Annotated in this window: 13 protein-coding genes; 10 read left to right on the top strand and 3 right to left on the bottom strand. The window is 66.8% G+C overall.

Annotated elements, in window-relative coordinates; genetic code table 11:
- Positions 1-338 precede the first annotated feature (338 nt).
- The 8 genes from J7I44_RS01585 to pilH all read left to right on the top strand — a co-directional run bounded on the left by J7I44_RS01585 (position 339) and on the right by pilH (position 16,288).
- Positions 339-5,690 (top strand): HAMP domain-containing protein, encoded by a 5,352-nt coding sequence (locus J7I44_RS01585; protein WP_342451859.1) that lies wholly within the window; start codon positions 339-341, stop codon positions 5,688-5,690.
- Between the two features lie 18 nt (positions 5,691-5,708).
- Entirely contained in the window at positions 5,709-7,760 is a 2,052-nt protein-coding gene (locus J7I44_RS01580) for a response regulator (RefSeq protein ID WP_209614807.1), read from the top strand.
- 640 nt (positions 7,761-8,400) lie between these two features.
- On the top strand, positions 8,401-11,235 hold the full coding sequence (locus J7I44_RS01575; protein ID WP_209614805.1) for a 2-oxoglutarate dehydrogenase E1 component: 2,835 nt from the start codon (positions 8,401-8,403) through the stop codon (positions 11,233-11,235).
- A 74-nt stretch (positions 11,236-11,309) separates the two neighbouring features.
- A complete protein-coding gene (gene odhB, locus J7I44_RS01570; protein WP_209614803.1) occupies positions 11,310-12,509 on the top strand; it encodes a 2-oxoglutarate dehydrogenase complex dihydrolipoyllysine-residue succinyltransferase in 1,200 nt (399 codons plus the stop codon).
- Positions 12,510-12,625: 116 nt separating this feature from the next.
- Positions 12,626-14,050, top strand: a complete 1,425-nt coding sequence (gene lpdA, locus J7I44_RS01565) for a dihydrolipoyl dehydrogenase (RefSeq protein WP_209614802.1) — start codon at positions 12,626-12,628, stop codon at positions 14,048-14,050.
- A gap of 181 nt (positions 14,051-14,231) precedes the next feature.
- The gene (locus J7I44_RS01560) at positions 14,232-14,828 is read left to right on the top strand and encodes an LOG family protein (RefSeq protein ID WP_209614800.1); all 597 of its coding nucleotides are present in this window, start codon (positions 14,232-14,234) and stop codon (positions 14,826-14,828) included.
- Between the two features lie 21 nt (positions 14,829-14,849).
- Positions 14,850-15,854 carry a YhdH/YhfP family quinone oxidoreductase gene (locus J7I44_RS01555; protein ID WP_245187836.1) on the top strand — a complete coding sequence of 335 codons (1,005 nt, stop codon included), beginning with the start codon at positions 14,850-14,852 and terminating at the stop codon, positions 15,852-15,854.
- A 68-nt stretch (positions 15,855-15,922) separates the two neighbouring features.
- On the top strand, positions 15,923-16,288 hold the full coding sequence (gene pilH / locus J7I44_RS01550) for a twitching motility response regulator PilH (protein WP_209614798.1): 366 nt from the start codon (positions 15,923-15,925) through the stop codon (positions 16,286-16,288).
- A 416-nt stretch (positions 16,289-16,704) separates the two neighbouring features.
- Here pilH and J7I44_RS01545 read toward each other — a convergent pair whose 3' ends face one another.
- Together J7I44_RS01545 and J7I44_RS01540 are read right to left on the bottom strand one after the other, a co-directional pair.
- Complete coding sequence (locus J7I44_RS01545) at positions 16,705-17,604, bottom strand: DnaJ C-terminal domain-containing protein (protein WP_209614796.1); 900 nt, start codon at positions 17,602-17,604, stop codon at positions 16,705-16,707.
- An 88-nt stretch (positions 17,605-17,692) separates the two neighbouring features.
- Positions 17,693-18,196, bottom strand: coding sequence for an Hsp20/alpha crystallin family protein (locus J7I44_RS01540; RefSeq protein WP_209614794.1), 504 nt, complete (start codon positions 18,194-18,196; stop codon positions 17,693-17,695).
- Positions 18,197-18,329: 133 nt separating this feature from the next.
- Between J7I44_RS01540 and J7I44_RS01535 the strand changes: the two genes are divergently transcribed.
- Together J7I44_RS01535 and J7I44_RS01530 are read left to right on the top strand one after the other, a co-directional pair.
- The gene (locus J7I44_RS01535) at positions 18,330-18,839 is read left to right on the top strand and encodes a peroxiredoxin (RefSeq protein ID WP_209614792.1); all 510 of its coding nucleotides are present in this window, start codon (positions 18,330-18,332) and stop codon (positions 18,837-18,839) included.
- A gap of 123 nt (positions 18,840-18,962) precedes the next feature.
- Positions 18,963-19,376, top strand: a complete 414-nt coding sequence (locus J7I44_RS01530; protein WP_209614790.1) for a DoxX family protein — start codon at positions 18,963-18,965, stop codon at positions 19,374-19,376.
- Positions 19,377-19,436: 60 nt separating this feature from the next.
- Here J7I44_RS01530 and gyrA read toward each other — a convergent pair whose 3' ends face one another.
- Positions 19,437-22,043 carry a DNA gyrase subunit A gene (gene gyrA / locus J7I44_RS01525; RefSeq protein WP_209614788.1) on the bottom strand — a complete coding sequence of 869 codons (2,607 nt, stop codon included), beginning with the start codon at positions 22,041-22,043 and terminating at the stop codon, positions 19,437-19,439.
- Positions 22,044-22,128 lie beyond the last annotated feature (85 nt).

The raw sequence follows: 22,128 nt of genomic DNA, 5'->3' as shown, positions 1-22,128 counted from the left end.
CTAAACCCCCAAAAGCCGATCCCGAACGGAGCGACCTGCTGCAGATAGCCGCCCGCATTCTATGGACTCTTCCCCGGGAAGCCAACCCGGCGCCATGCTATGGTTCGGCGGCGCCGAGGGGGGGGCGCCGGCGGGAGGCATCAGCCGGGACAACACGGTGCGGGCGGTGTCATGAGCACGCCTGCGGCGGTTGCGCCTGTCCGTAGCGTCGACCGGTTGAAGCATGGGTTCAGTGTGGGAAGCGCACTCTCATCGGCTTGCCCCTCGATGGCCGGATGGCAGCCACGTATCCATGACTCGACCCTGGACAGGACGAGCTGTCACCACAGGAGACTCATGTGAGCGCCCAAATTCGCCAGGAATCACTGGACCGCGCCCAGCTCATCGCCGCCCTGCGCAGCCTGCGCAGCGGTGACTTCAGCGTACGCCTGCCCGAAAGCGGCCCCGGGGCCGACCCCGAGGTGGCCCGACTGTTCAATGAGGTGGTCGGCTTCAACCGCCAGCTCACCGATGAACTGGAACGCCTGTCGATCGTGGTCGGCAAGGAAGGCCGCATCAACCAGCGTGGCCGCGTCAAGTCAGCCACTGGCGGTTGGGAAAGCGCCATCCGTTCGGTCAATGACCTGATCGAGGACATGGTGCAACCCACCGCCGAGGTGGCGCGCGTGATCGGCGCGGTGGCCAAGGGTGACCTCTCCCAGACGATGACCGTCGAGATCGACGGGCGCCCGCTGCGCGGCGAGTTCCTGCGCATCGGCAAGGTGGTGAACACGATGGTGGCGCAGCTGGCCTCGTTCGCCTCCGAGGTGACGCGCGTGGCGCGCGAGGTCGGCACCGAAGGCAAGCTCGGCGGCCAGGCGACGGTGAAAGGCGTCGCCGGCACCTGGAAGGACCTGACCGACAACGTCAATGCGATGGCCACCAACCTGACCGGCCAGGTGCGCAACATCGCCGAGGTGACCACCGCGGTGGCCTCGGGCGATCTTTCCAAGAAGATCACGGTGGAGGTCAAGGGCGAGATCCTGGAGCTCAAGAACACCATCAACGTGATGGTGGACCAGCTCAACTCGTTCGCCTCGGAAGTGACCCGCGTGGCACGCGAGGTGGGTACCGAAGGCAAGCTCGGCGGCCAGGCCCAGGTACCGGGCGTCGCCGGCACCTGGAAGGACCTCACCGACAACGTCAACCTGATGGCCGACAACCTCACCGGCCAGGTGCGCAACATCGCCGAGGTGACCACCGCGGTGGCCTCGGGCGATCTTTCCAAGAAGATCACGGTGGAGGTCAAGGGAGAGATCCTGGAGCTGAAGAACACCATCAACGTGATGGTGGACCAGCTCAACGCCTTCGCTTCGGAAGTGACGCGCGTGGCGCGCGAGGTCGGTACCGAAGGCAAGCTCGGCGGCCAGGCCCAGGTGCCCGGCGTCGCCGGCACCTGGAAGGACCTCACCGACAACGTGAACCTGATGGCCGACAACCTCACCGGCCAGGTGCGCAACATCGCCGAGGTGACCACCGCGGTGGCGCGCGGCGATCTTTCCAAGAAGATCACCGTGGAGGTCAAGGGCGAGATCCTGGAGCTGAAGAACACCATCAACGTGATGGTGGACCAGCTCAACGCGTTCGCTTCGGAAGTGACGCGCGTGGCGCGCGAAGTCGGTACCGAAGGCAAGCTCGGCGGCCAGGCGCTGGTGCCCGACGTGGCCGGCACCTGGGCCGACCTGACCGACAACGTGAACCTGATGGCCGACAACCTCACCGGCCAGGTGCGAAACATCGCCGAGGTGACCGTGGCGGTGGCGCGCGGCGATCTTTCCAAGAAGATCACCGTGGACGTCAAGGGCGAGATCCTCACTCTTAAGGACACCATCAACGTGATGGTGGACCAGTTGAACTCGTTCGCCTCGGAGGTGACCCGCGTCGCCCGCGAGGTGGGCTCCGAGGGCAAGCTCGGCGGCCAGGCGCAGGTGCCGGGCGTCGCCGGCACCTGGAAGGACCTGACCGACAACGTGAACCTGATGGCCGGCAACCTCACCGGCCAGGTGCGCAACATCGCCGAGGTGACCACCGCGGTGGCGCGTGGCGACCTTTCCAAGAAAATCACCGTGGAGGTCAAGGGCGAGATCCTGGAGCTGAAGAACACCATCAACGTGATGGTGGACCAGCTCAACTCATTCGCCTCGGAAGTGACCCGCGTGGCGCGCGAAGTGGGTACCGAGGGCAAGCTCGGCGGCCAGGCGCAGGTGCCGGGCGTGGGCGGCACCTGGAAGGACCTCACCGACAACGTGAACGCCATGGCGGCCAACCTCACCGGCCAGGTGCGCAACATCGCCGAGGTGACCACCGCGGTAGCCCTGGGCGACCTGTCCAAGAAGATCACCGTGGACGTCAAGGGCGAGATCCTGGAGCTGAAGAACACCATCAACACGATGGTGGATCAGCTCAACTCCTTCGCCTCGGAAGTGACCCGCGTGGCGCGCGAGGTGGGCACCGAAGGCAAGCTCGGCGGCCAGGCGCAGGTACGCGGTGTCGCCGGCACCTGGAAGGACCTCACCGACAACGTGAACCTGATGGCCGAGAACCTCACCGGCCAGGTGCGCAACATCGCCGACGTGACCACCGCCGTGGCGCGCGGCGACCTTTCCAAGAAGATCACCGTGGACGTCAAGGGCGAGATCCTGGCGCTCAAGGACACCATCAACGTGATGGTGGACCAGCTCAACTCCTTCGCCTCGGAAGTGACCCGCGTGGCGCGCGAGGTGGGTACCGAGGGCAAGCTCGGCGGCCAGGCGCAGGTGCCCGGCGTGGGCGGTACCTGGAAGGACCTCACCGACAACGTCAACCTGATGGCCACCAACCTGACCAACCAGGTGCGCGGCATCGCCGACGTGGTGACCGCGGTGGCGCAGGGCAACCTCAAGCGCAAGCTGTCGGTGGACGCCAAGGGCGAGATCGCCGCGCTGGCCGACACCATCAACGGCATGATCGAGACGCTCGCCACCTTCGCCGACCAGGTGACCAACATGGCGCGCGAAGTGGGCATCGAGGGCAAGCTCGGCGGCCAGGCGCGCGTGCCCGGCGCCGCCGGCCTGTGGCGCGACCTCACCGACAACGTCAACCAGCTCGCCGCCAACCTGACCAACCAGGTGCGCTCGATCGCCGACGTGGCGACCGCGGTGACCAAGGGCGACCTCTCGCGCTCGATCGCGGTGGCCGCCTCCGGCGAAATGGCCGCGCTGAAGGACAACATCAACGAGATGATCCGCAACCTCAAGGACCAGACCTTGAAGAACGCGGAACAGGACTGGCTCAAGACCAACCTCGCCCGCTTCTCGCGCATGCTGCAGGGCGTGCGCGACCTGGCGACGGTGTCCAACCTGATCATGTCCGAGCTCGCGCCACTGGTGAACGCGCAGTACGGCGTGTTCTACGTCGCTCGCCGCGAGGACAACGAGACCGTGCTGGACCTGGTCGCTAGCTACGGCGCCGAGAGCCGCGACCAGTTGAAGCCCACCTTCAAGCTGCGCGAAGGCCTGGTCGGCCAGTGCGCCGCCGACAAGCGGGCGATGCTGATGACCGACATCCCCGAGAACTTCATCCGCATCGGCTCGGGCCTGGGCCACGCGCCGCCGGCCAACGTGGCGATCCTGCCCGCGTTGTTCGAGGACGACGTCAAGGCGGTGATCGAGCTGGCCTCGTTCAACCGCTTCAACGAGACCCACCAGAACTTCCTCGACCAGCTGATGGAATCGGTCGGCATCGTGCTCAACACGATCGCCGCGACGATGCGTACCGAGGGTCTGCTCAAGCAGTCGCAGTTGCTCACCACCGAGCTGCAGGCGCGCCAGACCGAGCTCACCACCAAGCAGGAAGAGCTGCACGCCACCAACGAAGAGCTGCAGGAAAAGGCCCAGCTGCTGGAGAACGAAAAGAAGCAGGTGGAGGCGAAGAACTTCGAGATCGACATGGCCCGCCGCGCGGTGGAGGAGAAGGCCGAACAGCTGGCGCTCACCTCCAAGTACAAGTCCGAGTTCCTGGCCAACATGAGCCACGAGCTGCGCACGCCGCTCAACTCGCTCTTGATCCTCTCGCGCCTGCTGGCGGACAACCCGCAGGGCAACCTGAGCGAGAAGCAGACCGAGTTCGCTCGCACCATCCACTCGGCCGGCTCCGACCTGCTGAGCCTGATCAACGACATCCTGGACCTGTCCAAGATCGAATCGGGCACGGTCTCGATCGAGATCGGCGACATGCCGATGAGCGGGCTCAAGCAGCACATGGAGCGCACGTTCCGGCAGCTCGCCAGTGACAAGAACCTCGAGTTCAAGGTGGAGTTCGACCCGGCGTTGCCCGCCTCGATCCGCACCGACGAGAAGCGCCTGCAGCAGGTGGTGCTCAACCTGCTCTCCAACGCCTTCAAGTTCACCGGCGAAGGCAGCGTCACGCTGGCCGTACGCCCGGTGTCCGGCGGCTGGAGCACCAACCACCCGGTGCTGCGCTACGCCGAGCGGGCGATCGAGATCGCTGTGACCGACACCGGCATCGGCATCCCGAAGGACAAGCAGAAGCTCATCTTCGAGGCCTTCCAGCAGGCTGACGGCACCACCAGTCGCAAATACGGTGGTACCGGCCTGGGCCTGTCGATCAGCCGCGAGATCGCGCGCCTGATCGGCGGCGAGCTGCAGGTGCGCTCGACGCCGGGCGTCGGCTCGACATTCACGCTGTTCGTCCCGCTCGAAGCGGTGACGGCCGCCTCGCTGCCCGTGGGCAGCAGCACCGCCCGCTACGACAACAGCGGCGCGATGGTTCCGGGCACCCTGCCCGCGCCAATGGAAGTCACCGACGACCGCGACGCGCTGGGCAACTCGCCCTTCGTGCTCATCGTCGAGGACGACCCGACGTTTGCCTCGATCCTGCTCGACATCGCCCGCGAGGCCGGTCTCAAGGGCGTGGTTTCCACCGCGGGAGCCGGCACGCTGACCCTCGCGCGCAAGCTGCAGCCGCACGCGATCACGCTGGACCTGGGCTTGTCGGACATCGACGGCTTCGTGCTGCTGGACCTGCTCAAGCACGACCCGCAGACCATGCACATGCCGATCCAGGTGATTTCCGGTGCCGACAAGCTCGGCGCCGCGCTGAGCCTGGGCGCCTTCGGCGTGACCGAGAAGCCGGCCGCGCCCGAACAGCTGACCGAGATCTTCGATCGCCTCGCGGCCCATATCGGCCAGGCACCCGCTCCGCGACCGAGGCTGGAGGCCGCCAGCAGCACGGGGCCGATGCTTGAACTGGCTGGCGCGCGCATCCTCATCGTCGATGACGACATCCGCAACATCTACTCGCTGACCAGCGTGCTGGAAAGCCACGGCGTGGAGGTGATGCACGCCGAGGGCGGTCGTGAGGGCATCACGATCCTGGAACAGACGCCCGGGATCGACATCGCGTTGATCGACATCATGATGCCGGAGATGGACGGCTACGAAACGATGCAGCAGATCCGCGCGCAACCGGCGTTGGCCGACGTACCGCTGATTGCGGTGACCGCCAAGGCCATGAAGGGCGACCGCCAGAAATGCCTGGACGCGGGTGCATCGGATTACATTGCCAAGCCGGTGGACATCGAACTGCTGCTGGCGCTGCTCCGCGTGTGGCTCGCCCGCTCGCGCGAGCGGTCGCCTGCCGTCGCGCTGTAGCGCAGAGCCCAAGACGCCATGAACGCACCCGTTTCCCGCCAATCCCTGTCCGCGCCGCGGCGCAGCCATCCGGCCGAGCCGTCCGAGCGGGCGCGCATCCTCATCGTCGACGACGACGAGCGCAACCTGCTGGCGATCCGCACCGTGCTCGAGGACATCGCCGACGTGGTGCTCGCCCGTTCCGGCGAGGACGCGCTGCGGCAACTGCTCAAGGGCGAGTTCGCAGTGATCCTGCTGGACGTCTACATGCCGGGCATGGACGGCTACGAGACGGCGCAGATCATTCGTGCGCGCGAACAGACCAAGCGCATCCCGATCATCTTCCTCTCGGCGGTCAACAAGGAAACCGAACACCTGATCCGCGGCTACGCGATGGGCGCGGTCGACTACGTGTTCAAACCGGTCGAACCGGTGGTGCTGCGCTCCAAGGCGGCCGTATTCGTCGACCTGTACATGATGACCCGCGAGGTGCGCCGCAAGGCGAAACAGGAACAACAACTGCTCGATGCCAATCTGCGCGCCAACGCCGAGCGCCTGCGCGCCGAGCAGGAACTGCGCCTGGCCGAGCAGCGCCAGGCGGTGATCATCCACTCGCTGCCGCTGGTGCTCTACCTGGAAGACCAGGACGCCACGCCGCGCATGCCCAAGTTCGTCAGCGGCAACTTCACCGCGGTCACCGGGTTCACCTACGACGACGTGGTGGCCACGCCCACGCTTTGGCTGGACCGTTTGCACCCGGAGGACCGCGACCGCGTCGTCGACGCCCTGCGCGCGCGCCGCCAGGGCCGCTCCTATGCGGTCGAGTACCGCTGGCAATGTGCCGACGGCACCTACAAGCACTTCCTCGACCAGGCGGTGTTGCTGCGCGATGCCGAGGGTCGCCCGCTGGAGTACGCGGGCACCCTGCTCGACGTCACCGACCGCAAGAACCTCGAAACCCAGCTGCTGCACGTGCGCAAGATGGACGCGCTGGGCCAGCTGACCGGCGGCATCGCACACGATTTCAACAACCTGCTGGCGGCCGTGCTCGGCGGCCTGGGCCTGATCGAGCGGCGCGTCACTCTGGGTGACGACCAGCGCAAGGTGCTGGACATGACCCGCCACGCGGCCCAGCAGGGCGCCGAACTGGTCTCGCGGCTGCTCGCGTTCGCGCGCAAGCAGAAGCTCGAGCCGGCGCACATCGACATGGTCGACCTGACCGACGCGGTCACCCAGTTGCTGGGACATACGCTGGGTGGACTGGTCGCGCTGGAATGGGAGCTGCAGGAGGGCCTGTGGTCGCCCTATGCGGACGAAACCCAGCTCGAACTGGCGTTGATGAACCTGGCGATCAACGCGCGCGACGCCATGCCCGAGGGCGGCAAGATCTGCGTGGCCTGCCGCAACGTCAGCGTGGCGGGCGGTGACGATGCGGCTGCGGGCGACTACGTGGTGCTCGCGGTTTCCGATACCGGCTGCGGCATCGCGCCGGAGATGCTCGAGCGCGTGACCGAACCGTTCTTCACCACCAAGGCCGTCGGCAAGGGCACCGGCCTGGGCCTGTCCATGGTCTACGGCTTCGCCCAGCAATCGGGCGGCACCATGCGTATCGAGAGCCGCCTGGACCAGGGCACCACGGTCGAGCTGTGGCTGCCGCGCGCCCCGGAGGCGGCACGCCGGCCCGCGGTCGTCGCGACGGATGGCTCGTCCGCGACCAACCGTACCCGCCACATCCTGCTGGTCGACGACCACGAGGGGGTGCGGGCCACGACCGCCGCGATGCTCGAAGACCTGGGCCACCAGGTCACCACTGCCGCCGACGGCGAACACGTGAGCCAGTTGATCCAGGCCGACCACCTGCAGGCGATCGACTTCATCATCAGCGACTACGCCATGCCGCTGGTGTCCGGCTCGGAGGTGATCCGCAAGCTGCGCACAGTGAAGCCCGGACTGCCCGGTATCATCATCAGCGGCTACGCCGACAAGGCGGCGATTTCCGGAGCGCCCGAAGGGGTGATCGTGGTCTCCAAGCCGTTCACCCCCACCCAGTTGCAGGATGCGATCGCCGCCGCGGCGCACGCGCGTACCTGACCCGCCCGCGCGGATCGAACGGTTATTCCCCGCCCGCGGAGGGAGGTGCCCGAAGAGCGTATGCGGCAAGCGGATTGCGCGGCCACAGGGGCGTGCGGTCCGGGTAGGCCGAGGCTAGGCTTCCCCCATCCGCCTGTCGGCACCTTCCCCGTGAACGGGGGAAGGACTCGGTCGCAACCGTCCCGCACTCGTTGGCGCCCTCCGCCATGGCCAGGAGGACCAACGATCCTTCCCCACACCGCGGGGCAAGCGGATTGCCCGTCCACAGGGAGGCCTGGTCCGGGTAGGCCGAGGCCAGGCTTCCCCCATCAGCCTGTCGGCACCTTCCCTGTGAACGGGGGAAGGGCTCGGTCGCAACCGTCCCGCACTCGATGGCGCACTCCGCCATGGCCAGCCAACTGAACGAAGCCTGCACCCCAGGCTCGCGGCTGTTCCGTGCCCCTGCACGCCCACATCCACCGTGCCATGCCAATCCTTGCGGGCGTGACCTTGAAATCCGCGGCCGCACCGCGACCTCCAAAGGGTTGTCCGGCTTGCCGCGGCGCAGCAGGCCCGGCGTATAATCGTTAAGATTGCATACGGCCTTCGCCCTTCCCCAGTCGGACGGCCGCAAAAGCCTCCCTTCCCTGCCGGTGGTGACGTGAGCACGAACCTGATTCGCGAGTTTTCCGAGTCCTCCCAACTCGCTGGCGGCAACGCCGATTACGTCGAACAGCTTTACGAGTCCTGGCTCGCCGACCCCGCGTCGGTGACGGCCGACTGGGCCGGTTACTTCGAATTGTTCAAGGGGCGCAGCAGCGATACCCCGCATTCGGCCGCGATCGCCCGCATTGAGGCCGCCCAGAAGCAACGTCGCGTGGCCGGCGCTCCGGTCGACGACGCCCACGCCCGCAAGCAGGCCGGCGTGCTGCGCCTGCTGACCGCCTACCGCTCGCGCGGTCATCTGGCCGCGAACCTGGATCCGCTGGGCCTGGCCAACAAGATGGAGGCGCCGGACCTGGGGTTGGCCTTCCACGGGCTGTCCGACGCGGACCTCGACACCGAATTCGACTGCGGCACTTACGCCGGCGGCGGCCAGCGCATGAAGCTGCGCGAGCTGCTCGCGCGGCTGAAGAAAACCTACGCCGGCACGATCGGCGCGGAGTTCATGTACATCTCCGACCACGCACAACGCGCCTGGATCTACTCCCGGCTGGAACAGGCCAACGGCAGTGCCGGCCTGGACGCCAGCGGCAAGAAGCGCGTGCTGGCCGGTCTGACCGCCGCCGAAGGCCTTGAGCGTTACCTGCACACCAAGTACGTCGGCCAGAAGCGCTTCTCGCTCGAGGGCGGCGACAGCCTGATCCCGATGGTCGATGACGTGGTCAGCTCCGCCGGCGACAACGGCGTCAAGGACCTGGTCATCGGCATGGCCCATCGCGGCCGCCTGAACGTACTGGTCAACATCCTGGGCAAGCCGCCCAAGACGCTGTTCAACGAGTTCGAGGGCAAGTTCGAGCACCCGGACGACCCGGCGCACTCGGGCGACGTGAAGTACCACATGGGCTTCTCCGCCGACGTCAAGACGCCCAAGGGCAACGGCGTGCACGTAGCGCTGGCGTTCAATCCCTCGCACCTGGAAATCGTCAACCCGGTGGTCGCCGGCTCCGTGCATGCGCGGCAGATCCGCCGCCACGATGGCGAGCGCACCCAGTCGATGGCGGTGCTGATCCACGGCGACGCGGCCTTCGCCGGCCAGGGCGTCAACATGGAGCTGTTCCAGATGTCGCAGGCGCGCGGCTTCAAGATCGGCGGCAGCCTGCACATCGTGATCAACAACCAGGTGGGCTTCACCACGTCCAATCCGCAGGACGCCCGCTCGACGTTGTACTGCACCGACCTGGCCAAGATGGTCAACGCGCCGGTGCTGCACGTAAACGGGGACGATCCGGAAGCAGTGATCGAAGTCACCCGCCTGGCCTACGACTTCCGCAAGCAGTTCCGCAAGGACGTGGTCATCGACCTGGTCTGCTACCGCCGCCATGGCCACAACGAGGCGGACGAGCCGTCCGCCACGCAGCCGGTGATGTACCAGATCATCAAGAAGCGCCCGACCACGCGCGATCTGTACGCGCAGCAGCTGGTCAAGGAAGGCGTGCTGGCCGAGGGCGACGGGCAAAAGGAACTCGACGCTTACCGTGACCGTCTGGAAGCGGGCGGGTCGATGACCGCGCTCGACGCGAACCCCGAGCGCGACATCCACGTCGACTGGAGCCGCTTCGCCGGCGGCAAGCTGTCCACCCCGACCGACACCGGCGTGCCGAAGCAGAAGCTGCTGGAGCTGGCGAACCACCTTTTGGCCCTGCCGACCGACCTCACGCTGCAACCGCGCGTGGCCAAGATCTACGACGACCGCCGCAAGATGGCCTCAGGCGAGCACCCGGCCGACTGGGGTTTTGCGGAGAACCTGGCGTACGCCACGCTGATCGACCAGGACTACAACCTGCGCCTGGTCGGCCAGGACTCCGGCCGCGGCACCTTCTTCCACCGCCACGCGGTGCTGCACGACCAGAAGGACGGCCACACCTACATGCCGCTGGCCACCGTGCGCGCGGGCGCCGACGTCGAGATCATCGACTCGCTGCTGTCCGAGGAAGCGGTGATGGCGTTCGAGTACGGCCATGCCACCACCGATCCGCAGACGCTGGACATCTGGGAGGCCCAGTTCGGCGACTTCGCCAACGGCGCGCAGGTGGTGATCGACCAGTTCATCAGCTCCGGCGAGGCCAAGTGGAACCGCCTGTGCGGCCTGGCGCTGTTCCTGCCGCATGGCTACGAAGGCCAGGGCCCGGAGCATTCGTCCGCGCGTCTGGAGCGTTTCCTGCAGCTGTGCGCGATGGACAACATGCAGGTGTGCGTGCCGACCACCCCGGCGCAGGCCTTCCACATGATCCGCCGCCAGATGGTGCGCCCGGTGCGCAAGCCGCTGATCGTGATGACGCCCAAGTCGCTGCTGCGCCACAAGCTGGCGGTGTCCTCGCTGGACGAGTTGGCGAGCGGCGAGTTCCAGCTGGTTATCGGCGAACACCGCGACCTCGCACCCAAGAAGGTCAAGCGCGTGGTGCTGTGCTCGGGCAAGGTCTACTACGACCTGCTCGAGGACGCGGAGAAGCGCGGGCTGACCGACGTGGCGATCGTGCGCGTCGAGCAGCTCTATCCGTTCCCGCGCCCGCGCGTGGTCGATGAGCTGGCCAACTACCCGTCGGCCAGGGAAGTGGTGTGGTGCCAGGAAGAGCCGATGAACCAGGGCGCCTGGTTCCAGATCCGCCACCACCTGCAGGCCTGCGTGGGCGCCAAGCACAGCCTGTCCTACGCCGGTCGTGGCCGCTCGCCGGCCCCGGCCGCCGGCCACCTCAACACCCACATCGCCGAACAGACGGCGCTGGTCGAGCAGGCGCTGGTCGCGCCGGTCGGCGACGACCAGTCGGCAGAGTAAACTTCTCGGATCGTGCGGCCAGGATGGCCGCTTTGTGCCGCGCCAGGACCGGCGCCCACCTTTAAGGACCCGTCATGTCCATCGAAGTCAAAGTCCCCGTCCTGCCCGAGTCGGTTTCCGACGCCACCATCGCCAGCTGGCACAAGAAGGTCGGCGAGGCGGTCAAGCGCGACGAGAACCTGGTCGACCTTGAAACCGACAAGGTGGTACTGGAAGTGCCCTCCCCGGTCGACGGCGTGCTCAAGGAAATCAGGCACCAGGCCGGCGACACGGTGAACAGCCAGCAGGTCATCGCGGTTCTCGAGGAAGGCGCCGCCGCGCCGGCGCCCGCGCCCGTCGCGAAGGAAGAGCCCAAGGCTGCTGCCCCGGCTCCGGCCAAGGCCGAGGCGCCGAAGGCTGGCAAGGGCGTGGACGAGCTGTCCCCGGCCGGCCGCCGCGTCGCCACGGAGGAGCAGATCGACCCGTCCAAGGTCGCCGGCACCGGCCGCGACGGCCGCGTGACCAAGGAAGACCTGGTCAACTACGGCAAGGGAGGCGCTGCTCCGGCGCCGGCCGCCAAGCCCACGCCGGGTTCGCGTCCGGAAGAGCGCGTGCCGATGACCCGTATGCGCGCCAAGATCGCCGAGCGCCTGATGCAGTCGAAGAACTCGATCGCCATGCTCACCTCGTTCAACGAGGTGAACCTGGCCGAGGTCGTGAAGATGCGCAAGTCGCTGGGCGAACAGTTCCAGAAGACGCACGGCATCAAGCTCGGCTTCATGAGCTTCTTCGTCAAGGCGGTCGCCGAGGCGCTCAAGCGCCATCCGATCGTCAACGCCTCGGTCGACGGCAACGACATCATCTACCACGGCTACCAGGACATCTCCATCGCCGTGTCCACCGACAAGGGCCTGGTGACGCCGGTGCTGCGCGACGTGCAGGACATGAGCTTCGCCGACATCGAGAAGGGCATCGCCGAGTACGCGAAGAAGGCGCGCGACGGCAAGCTCTCGCTCGACGACCTGCAGGGCGGCACCTTCACCGTGACCAACGGCGGCACCTTCGGCTCGCTGCTCTCCACGCCGATCGTCAACCCGCCGCAGAGCGCGATCCTCGGGATGCACACGATCAAGGAGCGCGCGATCGTCGAGAACGGCCAGGTCATCGCCGCACCGATGATGTACATCGCCATCTCCTACGACCACCGCATCATCGACGGCAAGGACGCGGTGCTGTTCCTGGTCGACATCAAGGACCAGCTGGAGAATCCGCAGAGGATGCTTCTGGGCCTGTGAGGCCCAGAACCATCCGGGAATGGGGAATGGAGAATCGGGAATGGTCGAAAGCGCCGCCCGCTCCCGCTCTAACCATTCCCTATTCCCCATTCCCTATTCCCGCGTGAGCAAATGAAATGAGCGAACAATTCGACGTCATCGTCATCGGCGCCGGCCCGGCCGGCTATGTGGCAGCGATCCGCGCCGCGCAGCTGGGCCTGAAGACCGCCTGTGTTGACGACTTCACCGGCAAGGACGGCAAGCAGGCGCTCGGCGGCACCTGCCTCAACGTGGGCTGCATCCCGTCCAAGGCGTTGCTCGATTCCTCGCGCCAGTTCTGGAACATCTCGCACAACTTCCCCGTCCACGGCATCAGCGTGGAAGGCGCCAAGGTCGACCTGGGCACCTTCATCGGCCGCAAGGACAAGATCGTCAAGCAGTTCACCGGCGGCATCGGCCAGCTGTTCAAGGCCAACAAGGTCACCGCGTTCTACGGCAAGGGCAAGCTGCTCAAGGGCAACTCGGTCGAGATCACCGGCAAGGACGGCAGCAAGCAGACGATCAGCGCGACCAACGTGATCCTGGCTTCCGGCTCGGTGCCGATCGAGCTGCCGTTCGCGAAGTTCGACGGCAAGACCATCGTCGACAACGCCGGCGCGCTGGACTTTACCGAAGTGCCCAAGCGCCTGGGCGTGATCGGCGCCGGCGTGATCGGGCTGGAGCTCGGCAGCGTGTGGAAGCGCATGGGCGCCGAGGTCACCGTGCTCGAGGCCCTGCCCGACTTCCTGGGCGCCGCCGATGCGGACATCGCCAAGATCGCGCTGAAGGAATTCACCAAGCAGGGCCTGGCCATCAAGCTCGGCGCCAAGGTCTCCAAGGCCGAGGTGAAGAAGGACGGCGTGCACCTGACCTATGCCGACAAGGACGGCGAGCAGAAACTCGTGGTCGACAAGCTGCTGGTGGCCGTGGGCCGCCGCGCCTACACCGACGGCCTGCTGGCCGAAGACACCGGCGTCAAGCTGGACGAGCGCGGCCGCATCGTGGTCGACGAGCACAACCACACCGGCGTGGACGGCGTGTGGGCGATCGGCGACGCCGTGCGCGGCCCGATGCTGGCGCACAAGGGCTCCGAGGAAGGCGTGGCGGTGGCCGAGTGGATCGCCGGCAAGGCCGGCCACATCAACCTCGACACCGTGCCGTGGGTGATCTACACCGAGCCGGAGATCGCCTGGGCCGGCAAGACCGAAAAGCAGCTCAAGGACGAGGGCGTGCCGTACAGGGTCGGCACCTTCCCGTTCGCGGCCATCGGCCGTGCGGTGGCGATGAACGAGGCGATCGGCCAGGTGAAGATGCTCGCCCACGCCGACACCGACCGCATCCTGGGCGTGCACATGGTCGGCCCGGGCGTATCCGAGCTGATCGCCGAGTGCGTGGTCGCGATGGAGTTCAAGGGCTCCTCCGAGGACCTGGCGCGCATCGTCCACGCCCACCCGACCCTGTCCGAGGCCGTGCACGAGGCCGCGCTGTCGGTCGACAAGCGCGCCATCCACAAGGGCAACTGACCGCCCGCCGGACGGCCAGACGGCCCGCTCGTGGCGACATGGGCGGGCCGTTTCGTTTCGCCAGAGCCCCCGAAACTCTCGTAGGAGCCCACTTGTGGGCGATGTTCTGACGTTGACGCATCAGAGCAGAAGCATCGCCCGCAAGCGGGCTCCTGCGGACACCCAAGCAGACCGGATACCCATGCCCCAGCCCACCGCCCTCTGCGTCTATTGCGGCTCCAGCAGCGGCAGCCACCCCGATTACGTCGAACAGGCCCGCGCCTTCGGCACCGAGATGGCCCGGCGCGGCATCGCGCTCGTCTACGGCGGCGGCAAGGTCGGGTTGATGGGCACGGTCGCCGATGCGGTGCTGGAGGCAGGTGGCAAGGCGATCGGGGTGATCCCGCGCCAGCTGGTTGACCTGGAGGTCGCCCATCCGGGGCTGACCGAACTGGTGGTGGTCGAGACCATGCACCAGCGCAAGACGCGCATGTACGAGCTTTCCGACGCCTTCGCCGCCCTGCCCGGCGGCTTCGGCACCATGGACGAGATGTTCGAGATGCTGACCTGGGCGCAACTGGGCCTGCATCGCTATCCCTGTGGCTTCCTCGACGTACGCGGCTATTACACGCACTTGCGCGCGATGATGGATCACATGGTCGCCGAGCGCTTCGTGCGTCCGGAGCAGCGCGAAGACGTCTGGTTCGGGGACGACATGGTGGCCCTGTTCGACTGGATGGCAAGCTACGAAGGTCGCTATCTGCCCAAGTGGGTCGACGACCGCAGCATCGACGCCTGAAGTGCAGGCAAGGAGGCAAGCATGAGCCCTTCCAACGCGTTCCGCGCCATGCGCATCCACAACGACCCGCCCGGCTATCGCAGCGGCATCGAACGCATCGATACCGGCGCACTCACACCGGGCGAAGTGCTGGTCAAGGTCGCCTGGTCGTCGGTCAACTACAAGGACGCTCTGGCCGGCACCGGCAAGGGCAAGATCCTGCGCCAGTATCCGCTGAACGGCGGCATCGATCTGGCCGGCCACGTGGTGGCCTCCACCGACCCCGCGTTCAAGGAAGGCGACGCCGTGCTGTGCACGGGCAGCGGCCTGTCCGAGACGCGCGATGGGGGCTATGCCGAATACGCCCGGCTGGACGCGCGCTGGACCATCCCGGTGCCCGCGGGCCTGTCCCTGCGCGAGAGCATGATCCTGGGCACCGCCGGCTTCACCGCGGCGCTGGCCCTGCTGCGCATGCAGGACAACCGGCAGACCTCGAACATGGGCCCGATCGCGGTCACCGGCGCCAGCGGCGGCGTCGGGCAGCTCGCCATCGACATCTTCAGCCGCGCTGGCTACGAAGTGCACGCGATCAGCGGCAAGAGTGACCATTTCGACTTCCTGCAGGGCCTCGGTGCCCGCCAGTGCATCGACCGGCACCAGCTCGCCTTCAGCGGCAAGCCGATGGACTCGGCCCGCTTCGGAGGTGCGCTGGACAACGTCGGCGGCCCGATGCTGGCCGGCCTGCTGCCGCTCATCGCGCCCTACGGCAACGTGGCCATCTGCGGCAACGCCGGGGGTATCGCCTTCGACGGCACCGTCATGCCCTTCATCATCCGTGGCGTGAGCCTGCTGGGGATCGCCTCGGCCGGCACCGCGCGCAACCTGCGCGAAGCCATCTGGCAACACCTGGCCGACGACTGGAAGCCCCGCCATCTCGACCGGATCGCCACCGACGAGGTCACGCTGGAGGAGCTGCCTGCCGTTTTCGAGCGCATGCTGGCCGGGCGTTCCTTCGGGCGCACCCTCGTGCGCATCGGCGGCCCCTGAAGCCCGCCCTTGGAAGCGCTCTCCGCGCGGCATAGAATCCACGACAACTACCAGGAAACCCCCACCTCATGGCACGAATCCTCATCGTCGACGACTCCCCGTCGCAGCTGCTGGGCCTCAAGCGCATCGTCGAGAAGCTCGGCCATGAGTCGCTGACCGCCGAAGATGGCGCCGCAGGCGTCGAAGCGGCCAAGCGCGAGCGCCCCGACCTGATCTTGATGGACGTGGTCATGCCCAACCTCAACGGTTTCCAGGCCACCCGCATCATCAGCAAGGATCCGGACACTGCGCACATTCCAGTCGTGCTGGTCACCACCAAGGACCAGGAAACCGACCGAGTGTGGGGCATGCGCCAGGGCGCCAAGGCTTACGTCACCAAGCCGATCAAGGAAGACGAACTGGTCGCGACCATCAAGCCGCTGCTGCCGGCCTGACCTTTTCTTTCGCCCTTCGCGTTCCGTGGAGGGATGCCGCCATTGCGCCGATGCGCCATGGCCTGGCTTCAAGAACAGCAAGCGGGCTCCCCGCAAGAGCGCCCCTCAACCCAGCCCTCTCTCCGGAGGGGAGAGGGAGCGGGCCCGTCGCATGTCGGAACGCTCCGAAAGCCCGCCTGCCTTGGCGCCCCCCTCCCCGGAGGGGAGAGAAGCGGGCCCGGCGCATGTCGGAACGCTCCGAAAGCCCGCCTGCCTTGGAGTCCTCTCCCCTTCGGGGAGGGGGGTTGGGTGAGGGCCGGGGCTCGCCACCAACTTCGGCCCCGTTGCTCCTCGGCTGTTCTGAGCGCAATTCGCAAGCTCCTGGCAGAGCGCCACTCGTTCCCGCTTTCCTCCCGAAAGGAAGCGGCAACAAGATCTCACGCGCGCGGGTCGTACCCTTCGAACTGCTTGCTCAGGGCCTCGTAGGCCTCGCGCTGGGCATCGCTCTCGATGGCCGGTGCGCGGATCGACAGCTCCACCAGCTGATCTCCCGCCGGGTTTCCCGGTAGGCCGCGACCTTTCAGCCGCAGCTTGCGGCCGGACTGGGAGCCGGCCGGGATGCGCAGGTCGACCGCGCCGGCAAGCGTCGGCACCGGCACGGTGGCGCCCAGGGCCGCTTCCCACGGCGCCAGCGGCAGCACGTGCACCACGTTGCGGCCTTCCAGCCTGAAACGCGGATCGTCGCGGATCGTAACCTCCAGCATCAGATCGCCGTTGGGCCCCCCGGCGGCGCCCGGCTGGCCCTGGCCACTCAGCCGGATCACCTGGCCGGGCAGAATGCCGGCGGGAATCTTTACCTCCAGCACCCGTTCGCTGCCGCTGCCATCCTGCAGCGCCAGGCGCGTGCGCCCGCCGTCGAAGGCCGTCTGCAGGTCGATCTGCACCTGCGCCTGCACGTCGCGGCCACGGCGCGGGCGCGGCTGGCCGCGCGGCCCCCCGCCGGCACGGCCGAACAGGCTCTCGAAGAAATCGCTGAAGTCGCTATCACCGGCGCCGCCGAAGTCGAAACCACCGCCCTGCCCCCAGCCCGGCGGCGGCCGGAATTGCTCGCCACCGCGGTAACCGCCTGCGCGCAGCTGGTCGTAGGTACGGCGTTTTTCGGGATCGCGCAGCGCTTCGTTCGCCTCGTTGATCGCCTTGAAGCGCTCCTCGGCGCCGGGCTCCTTGTTCTTGTCCGGGTGGTACTGCCGCGCCAGCTTGCGATACGCCGACTTGATCTCGGCCTCGCTGGCATCGGGCTTGACCCCGAGGATCTCGTAATAATCTTTGAATTCCACTGGCCTTCCTCGGCAGGAGTAACGCAGGCAGGCGGCCCGTCGCGATGACTACCGCGAGGGGCCGCCAAGATCACGCTACGGTAGCCGCTCAGTGGTTGCCGCTGCTCGAACCCGAGCCCGAACTGCCTGACGTGCTGCTGCCGTGCTCGGTGGTAATCGAGATCCGCCGGGGCGTGGTTTCGGCGCGCTTGGGAATCATGATCTCCAGGACGCCGTGGCGCCCGACCGCGGTGATCCCCTCCGGATCGGCGCTGTCAGGCAACGCGAAACGGCGATGGAAGGTGCCGTGCGCGCGCTCGATGCGGGTGAAGCGGCCGGCCTGTTCCTGGTTCTGCACGGTGCGCTCGCCCTTGATGGTGAGGATGCCCTTTTCCATGCTCACCTCGATGTCCGCCGGGTCGACACCCGGGACGTCGACGAAGATCACGAAGCGCCTGTCCTCTTCCTTGATGTCCACACGCGGGGCCCACTGACTGGTCACCACGTTGGACGGGTCGGCCTCGTCCTGCTGGAAGAAGCGGTCGAAGGCGTGGCGGATCTCCTCGGGAAACGCGCTGGCTGCATTCCACATCGGGTTGCGGTTCGAACTCATGGGCAGGTCCTCCAGAAAGGGTCACGGCAGGCGCCGCTTGACCCAAAGGTAGGTACGGGCGCCGCCGATTCAAGGCGACAGCTGGCGCGGGGCGGGTTTACGATGCTCGGCCCCATTGCGCGGACGACGTCCCATGAGCATCCAAATCGGCCAGGCCCTGCCGGACCTCGACGTGGACGTAGTCGAGGACGGCGCACCGGCCCGGCGCATGTCCACCGCCAGCCTGCTCGGCCAGGGCCGGGTGGTGCTGTTTGCCGTGCCCGGCGCCTTCACGCCGACCTGCTCGGACCATCACCTGCCTGGCTACGTGCAGCACTTCGAGGCGTTCCGCGAACTCGGCGTCGGGGTGGTCGGCATGGCCGTGAACGACGTGTACGTGATGCAGGCGTGGGCGGCCGTGCAGCAGGTGCCCCCCGGCATGAAGCTGCTGGCCGACGGCAACGGCGGCTTTGCCCGCGCGCTGGGGCTGGAATTCGATGGCACCGCTTACGGCATGGGCCTGCGCGCGCGTCGCTTCGCGCTTTACGCCGAGGACGGCGTGGTACGCCAGTTGCACGTGGAAGCGCCCGGCGAGTTCCGCGTCTCCACCGCCGAGGCGGTGCTGCAGGCGCTCAAGGCACCCGAGGCCGGCACGACCGGGTGATGTACCCAAGGCGCGGGTCCCATGACGCAAAGCCTGTGCGGCCCGGAAGCGTTACGATCCGCTCGCGGTACGCGACATCAACCCGTCCAGGCCACATCCATCGATCGCAAAAGGAGCGCTGCCATGCGGTACCTACGGTTCGACAGGGTCAGTAACGAGGTCATCCTGCTTGCGCGGATACTTCTGGTAGTGCTGTTCGTGCTGTTCGGCTGGACCAAGCTGACCGACTTTTCGGGGACGGTCGGCTACATGGCGAGCGAGGGCTTGCCGGTGCCGACGCTGGCAGCGGCGGTGGTCGTCATCATGGAATTCTTCGTCGGCCTGGCGATTGGGCTTGGCTTCTGCACGCGACCGCTCGCCTTGCTGCTGGCCCTGTACACGCTCGGCACGGCCTTGATAGGACACCACTACTGGACCATGGAAGGCGCCGAGCGCATGGCCAACATGATCAACTTCTACAAGAACCTCTCGATCATCGGTGGCCTGCTGTTGCTGTGCGTGACTGGGCCGGGAAGGTATTCGATCGACCGGCGCTAACCCTCGGGGCGGCCCGCCGAAAACAAAAAAAACCCCGGCGAACCGGGGCTTTTTCGTTCATCAGGTTTCTTCCGTTCCGTCCTGGACAGGAGCCGGACCTTCCGGCGGCGCATCATCGGTCGATTCGGCATCCTCGCCGTTGGCCTCTTCGGCATCCAGCCGCACGACACTGACCAGGTGCTCATCGGTCGGCAGGCGGATAAGCGTGACACCCTGGGTATTGCGACCCAACTGCGAGATTTCCCCGACACGGGTCCGCACCAGCGTACCCTGGTTGGAGATGAGCATCAGCTCGTGGCCCTCGGTGACCTGCACCGCGGCGACCAGTGCGCCATTGCGTTCGGAGCACTGGATGCCGATCACGCCCTGGGTGCCACGCCCCTTCTTGGTGAACTCCTCCAGCGGGGTGCGCTTGCCGTAGCCACGCTCGGTCGCCGTGAGGATGTCGCCCTCGGCCGCCACGATCAGCGAGACCACCTCCGCCCCCTCGGCCAGGCGCATGCCGCGCACGCCGGTGGCGGTGCGACCCATCGAGCGCACGGTGTTCTCGTCGAAGCGGTTGACCTTGCCGTTGGAGGCGAACAGCAGGATGTCGCTGTTGCCGTCGGTGATCGCCACATCGACCAGCGCGTCGCCCTCATCCAGGTTGATCGCGATCTTGCCGCGCTGCAGCTGGAAGGCGAACTCGGTCAGCGGGGTCTTCTTGACCGTACCGCTCCTGGTGGCGAAGAAGACATAGCAGTCCGGGCTGTATTCGCGGATCGGCAGCACCGCCTGTACCTTCTCGCCCTCGCCCAGCGGCAGCAGGTTCACTATCGGTTTGCCACGCGCGCCCGGGCCAGCCTCGGGCATCTGGTAGACCTTGAGCCAGTAGACGCGGCCGGTGCTGGTGAAGGTCAGCAGCGTGTCGTGGGTATTGACCACCCACAACTGCTCGACCACGTCCTCGTCCTTCAGCGCCGACGCCGAACGGCCCTTGCCGCCGCGCTTCTGCGCACGATACGTGCTGGCCGGCTGGCGCTTGACGTAACCGGTGTGCGACAGGGTGACGACCATGTCCTCCGGCGCGATCAGGTCCAGGACGTTGAGGTCTTCCTGCGAGTGCTGGATCTCGGTGCGCCGATCGTCGCCGTACTCGGCCTTGATGGCCTCCAGTTCCTCACGGATGACCCTCAGCAGCACATCCGGGTTCTCGAGAATCTCGATCAGCCCACGGATGGTTTCCAGGATCTGGCGGTACTCGTCGGAGAGCTTCTCCTGCTCCAGCCCGGTCAGGCGATGCAGGCGCATGGCCAGGATCTCCTGTGCCTGGACGTCGGAGAGCTGGTAGCCATCGCCCTTGAGGCCATCGCGCGGGTCCATGTTTTCCGGCCGCGAGGCCTCCGCGCCGGCGGCGGCCAGCAAGGTGCCGACCATGCCCGGCTGCCACTTGCGCGCCAGCATGCGCTCGCGCGCCTCGGCGGGCGACGCGGAGCTGCGAATCAGCTCGATCATCTCGTCGATGTTGGCCAGCGCGACGGTCAGGCCTTCCAGGATGTGGGCGCGGGCGCGGGCCTTGCGCAGTTCGAAGATGGTGCGACGGGTCACCACCTCGCGGCGGTGGCGAATGAAGGCCTCGAGGATTTCCTTGAGGTTGAGTAACCGCGGCTGGCCATCCAGCAACGCGACCATGTTGATGCCGAAGGTCACCTGCAACTGCGTCTGCAGGAACAGGTTGTTGAGCACCACGTCGGCCATGGCGTCGCGGCGCACCTCGATCACCACGCGCATGCCGTCCTTGTCGGACTCGTCGCGCAGCTCGCTGATGCCCTCGAGCTTCTTCTCCTTGACCAGCTCGGCGATCTTCTCGATCAGACGCGCCTTGTTCACCTGGTAGGGCAGTTCGTGGATCAGGATCGTCTCGCGGCCGTTGGCCTCGGTCTCGATCTCGGCGCGCGCGCGCACCAGAATGCGGCCGCGCCCGGTGCGGTAGGCCTCCACGATGCCGGCGGCACCGTTGATGATGCCGGCGGTCGGGAAGTCCGGACCGGGGATGTACTGCATCAACTCATCGACCGAGAGTGACGGCTCGTCGATCAGCGCGATGGTGCCGGCGATCACCTCGTTGAGGTTGTGCGGCGGCACGTTGGTGGCCATGCCGACGGCGATGCCGGCCGAGCCGTTGATCAGCAGGTTCGGCACGCGGGTGGGCAGCACCAGCGGCTCGCTTTCGCTCTCGTCGTAGTTCGGGCCGAAGTCGACCGTGTCCTTGTCGATGTCGGCCAGCAGCTCGTGGGTGAGACGCGACATGCGCACTTCGGTGTATCGCATGGCCGCGGCGCTGTCGCCATCGACCGAACCGAAGTTGCCCTGGCCGTCGACCAGCATGTAGCGCAACGAGAACGGCTGGGCCATGCGCACGATCGCGTCGTAGACCGACGCATCGCCATGGGGGTGGTACTTACCGATCACGTCACCGACCACGCGTGCCGATTTCTTGTAAGCCTTGTTCCAGCTGTTGCCCAGTTCGTTCATCGCGAAGAGCACGCGGCGATGGACTGGCTTGAGGCCGTCGCGTACATCCGGAAGGGCGCGTCCCACGATCACGCTCATGGCGTAATCGAGGTAGCTCTGGCGCATCTCGTCTTCGATGTTGACGCGGATGACTTCTTTGGCGAGTTCTGCCATCAATCGGCTTCCCAGTGGCTTCCGTGGAACCAAAAAAGGCCGCGCAACGGACGCTGCATGCGCGCGGTTGCGCGACCCTCAAGCA

Origin of the sequence: Frateuria flava (genome assembly GCF_017837635.1) — a bacterium.
Classification (GTDB): domain Bacteria; phylum Pseudomonadota; class Gammaproteobacteria; order Xanthomonadales; family Rhodanobacteraceae; genus Frateuria_A; species Frateuria_A flava.
This window is presented reverse-complemented; position numbering and strand designations above follow the sequence as displayed.

Excerpts from the sequence above, each read along its gene's own strand:
- pilH (WP_209614798.1), top strand. The coding sequence starts at position 15,923 with ATGGCACGAATCCTCATCGTCGACGACTCCCCGTCGCAGCTGCTGGGC.
- J7I44_RS01580 (WP_209614807.1), top strand. The coding sequence starts at position 5,709 with ATGAACGCACCCGTTTCCCGCCAATCCCTGTCCGCGCCGCGGCGCAGC.
- J7I44_RS01540 (WP_209614794.1), bottom strand. The coding sequence starts at position 18,196 with ATGAGTTCGAACCGCAACCCGATGTGGAATGCAGCCAGCGCGTTTCCC.
- J7I44_RS01560 (WP_209614800.1), top strand. The coding sequence starts at position 14,232 with ATGCCCCAGCCCACCGCCCTCTGCGTCTATTGCGGCTCCAGCAGCGGC.
- lpdA (WP_209614802.1), top strand. The coding sequence starts at position 12,626 with ATGAGCGAACAATTCGACGTCATCGTCATCGGCGCCGGCCCGGCCGGC.
- J7I44_RS01555 (WP_245187836.1), top strand. The coding sequence starts at position 14,850 with ATGAGCCCTTCCAACGCGTTCCGCGCCATGCGCATCCACAACGACCCG.
- J7I44_RS01530 (WP_209614790.1), top strand. The coding sequence starts at position 18,963 with ATGCGGTACCTACGGTTCGACAGGGTCAGTAACGAGGTCATCCTGCTT.
- J7I44_RS01535 (WP_209614792.1), top strand. The coding sequence starts at position 18,330 with ATGAGCATCCAAATCGGCCAGGCCCTGCCGGACCTCGACGTGGACGTA.
- odhB (WP_209614803.1), top strand. The coding sequence starts at position 11,310 with ATGTCCATCGAAGTCAAAGTCCCCGTCCTGCCCGAGTCGGTTTCCGAC.
- gyrA (WP_209614788.1), bottom strand. The coding sequence starts at position 22,043 with ATGGCAGAACTCGCCAAAGAAGTCATCCGCGTCAACATCGAAGACGAG.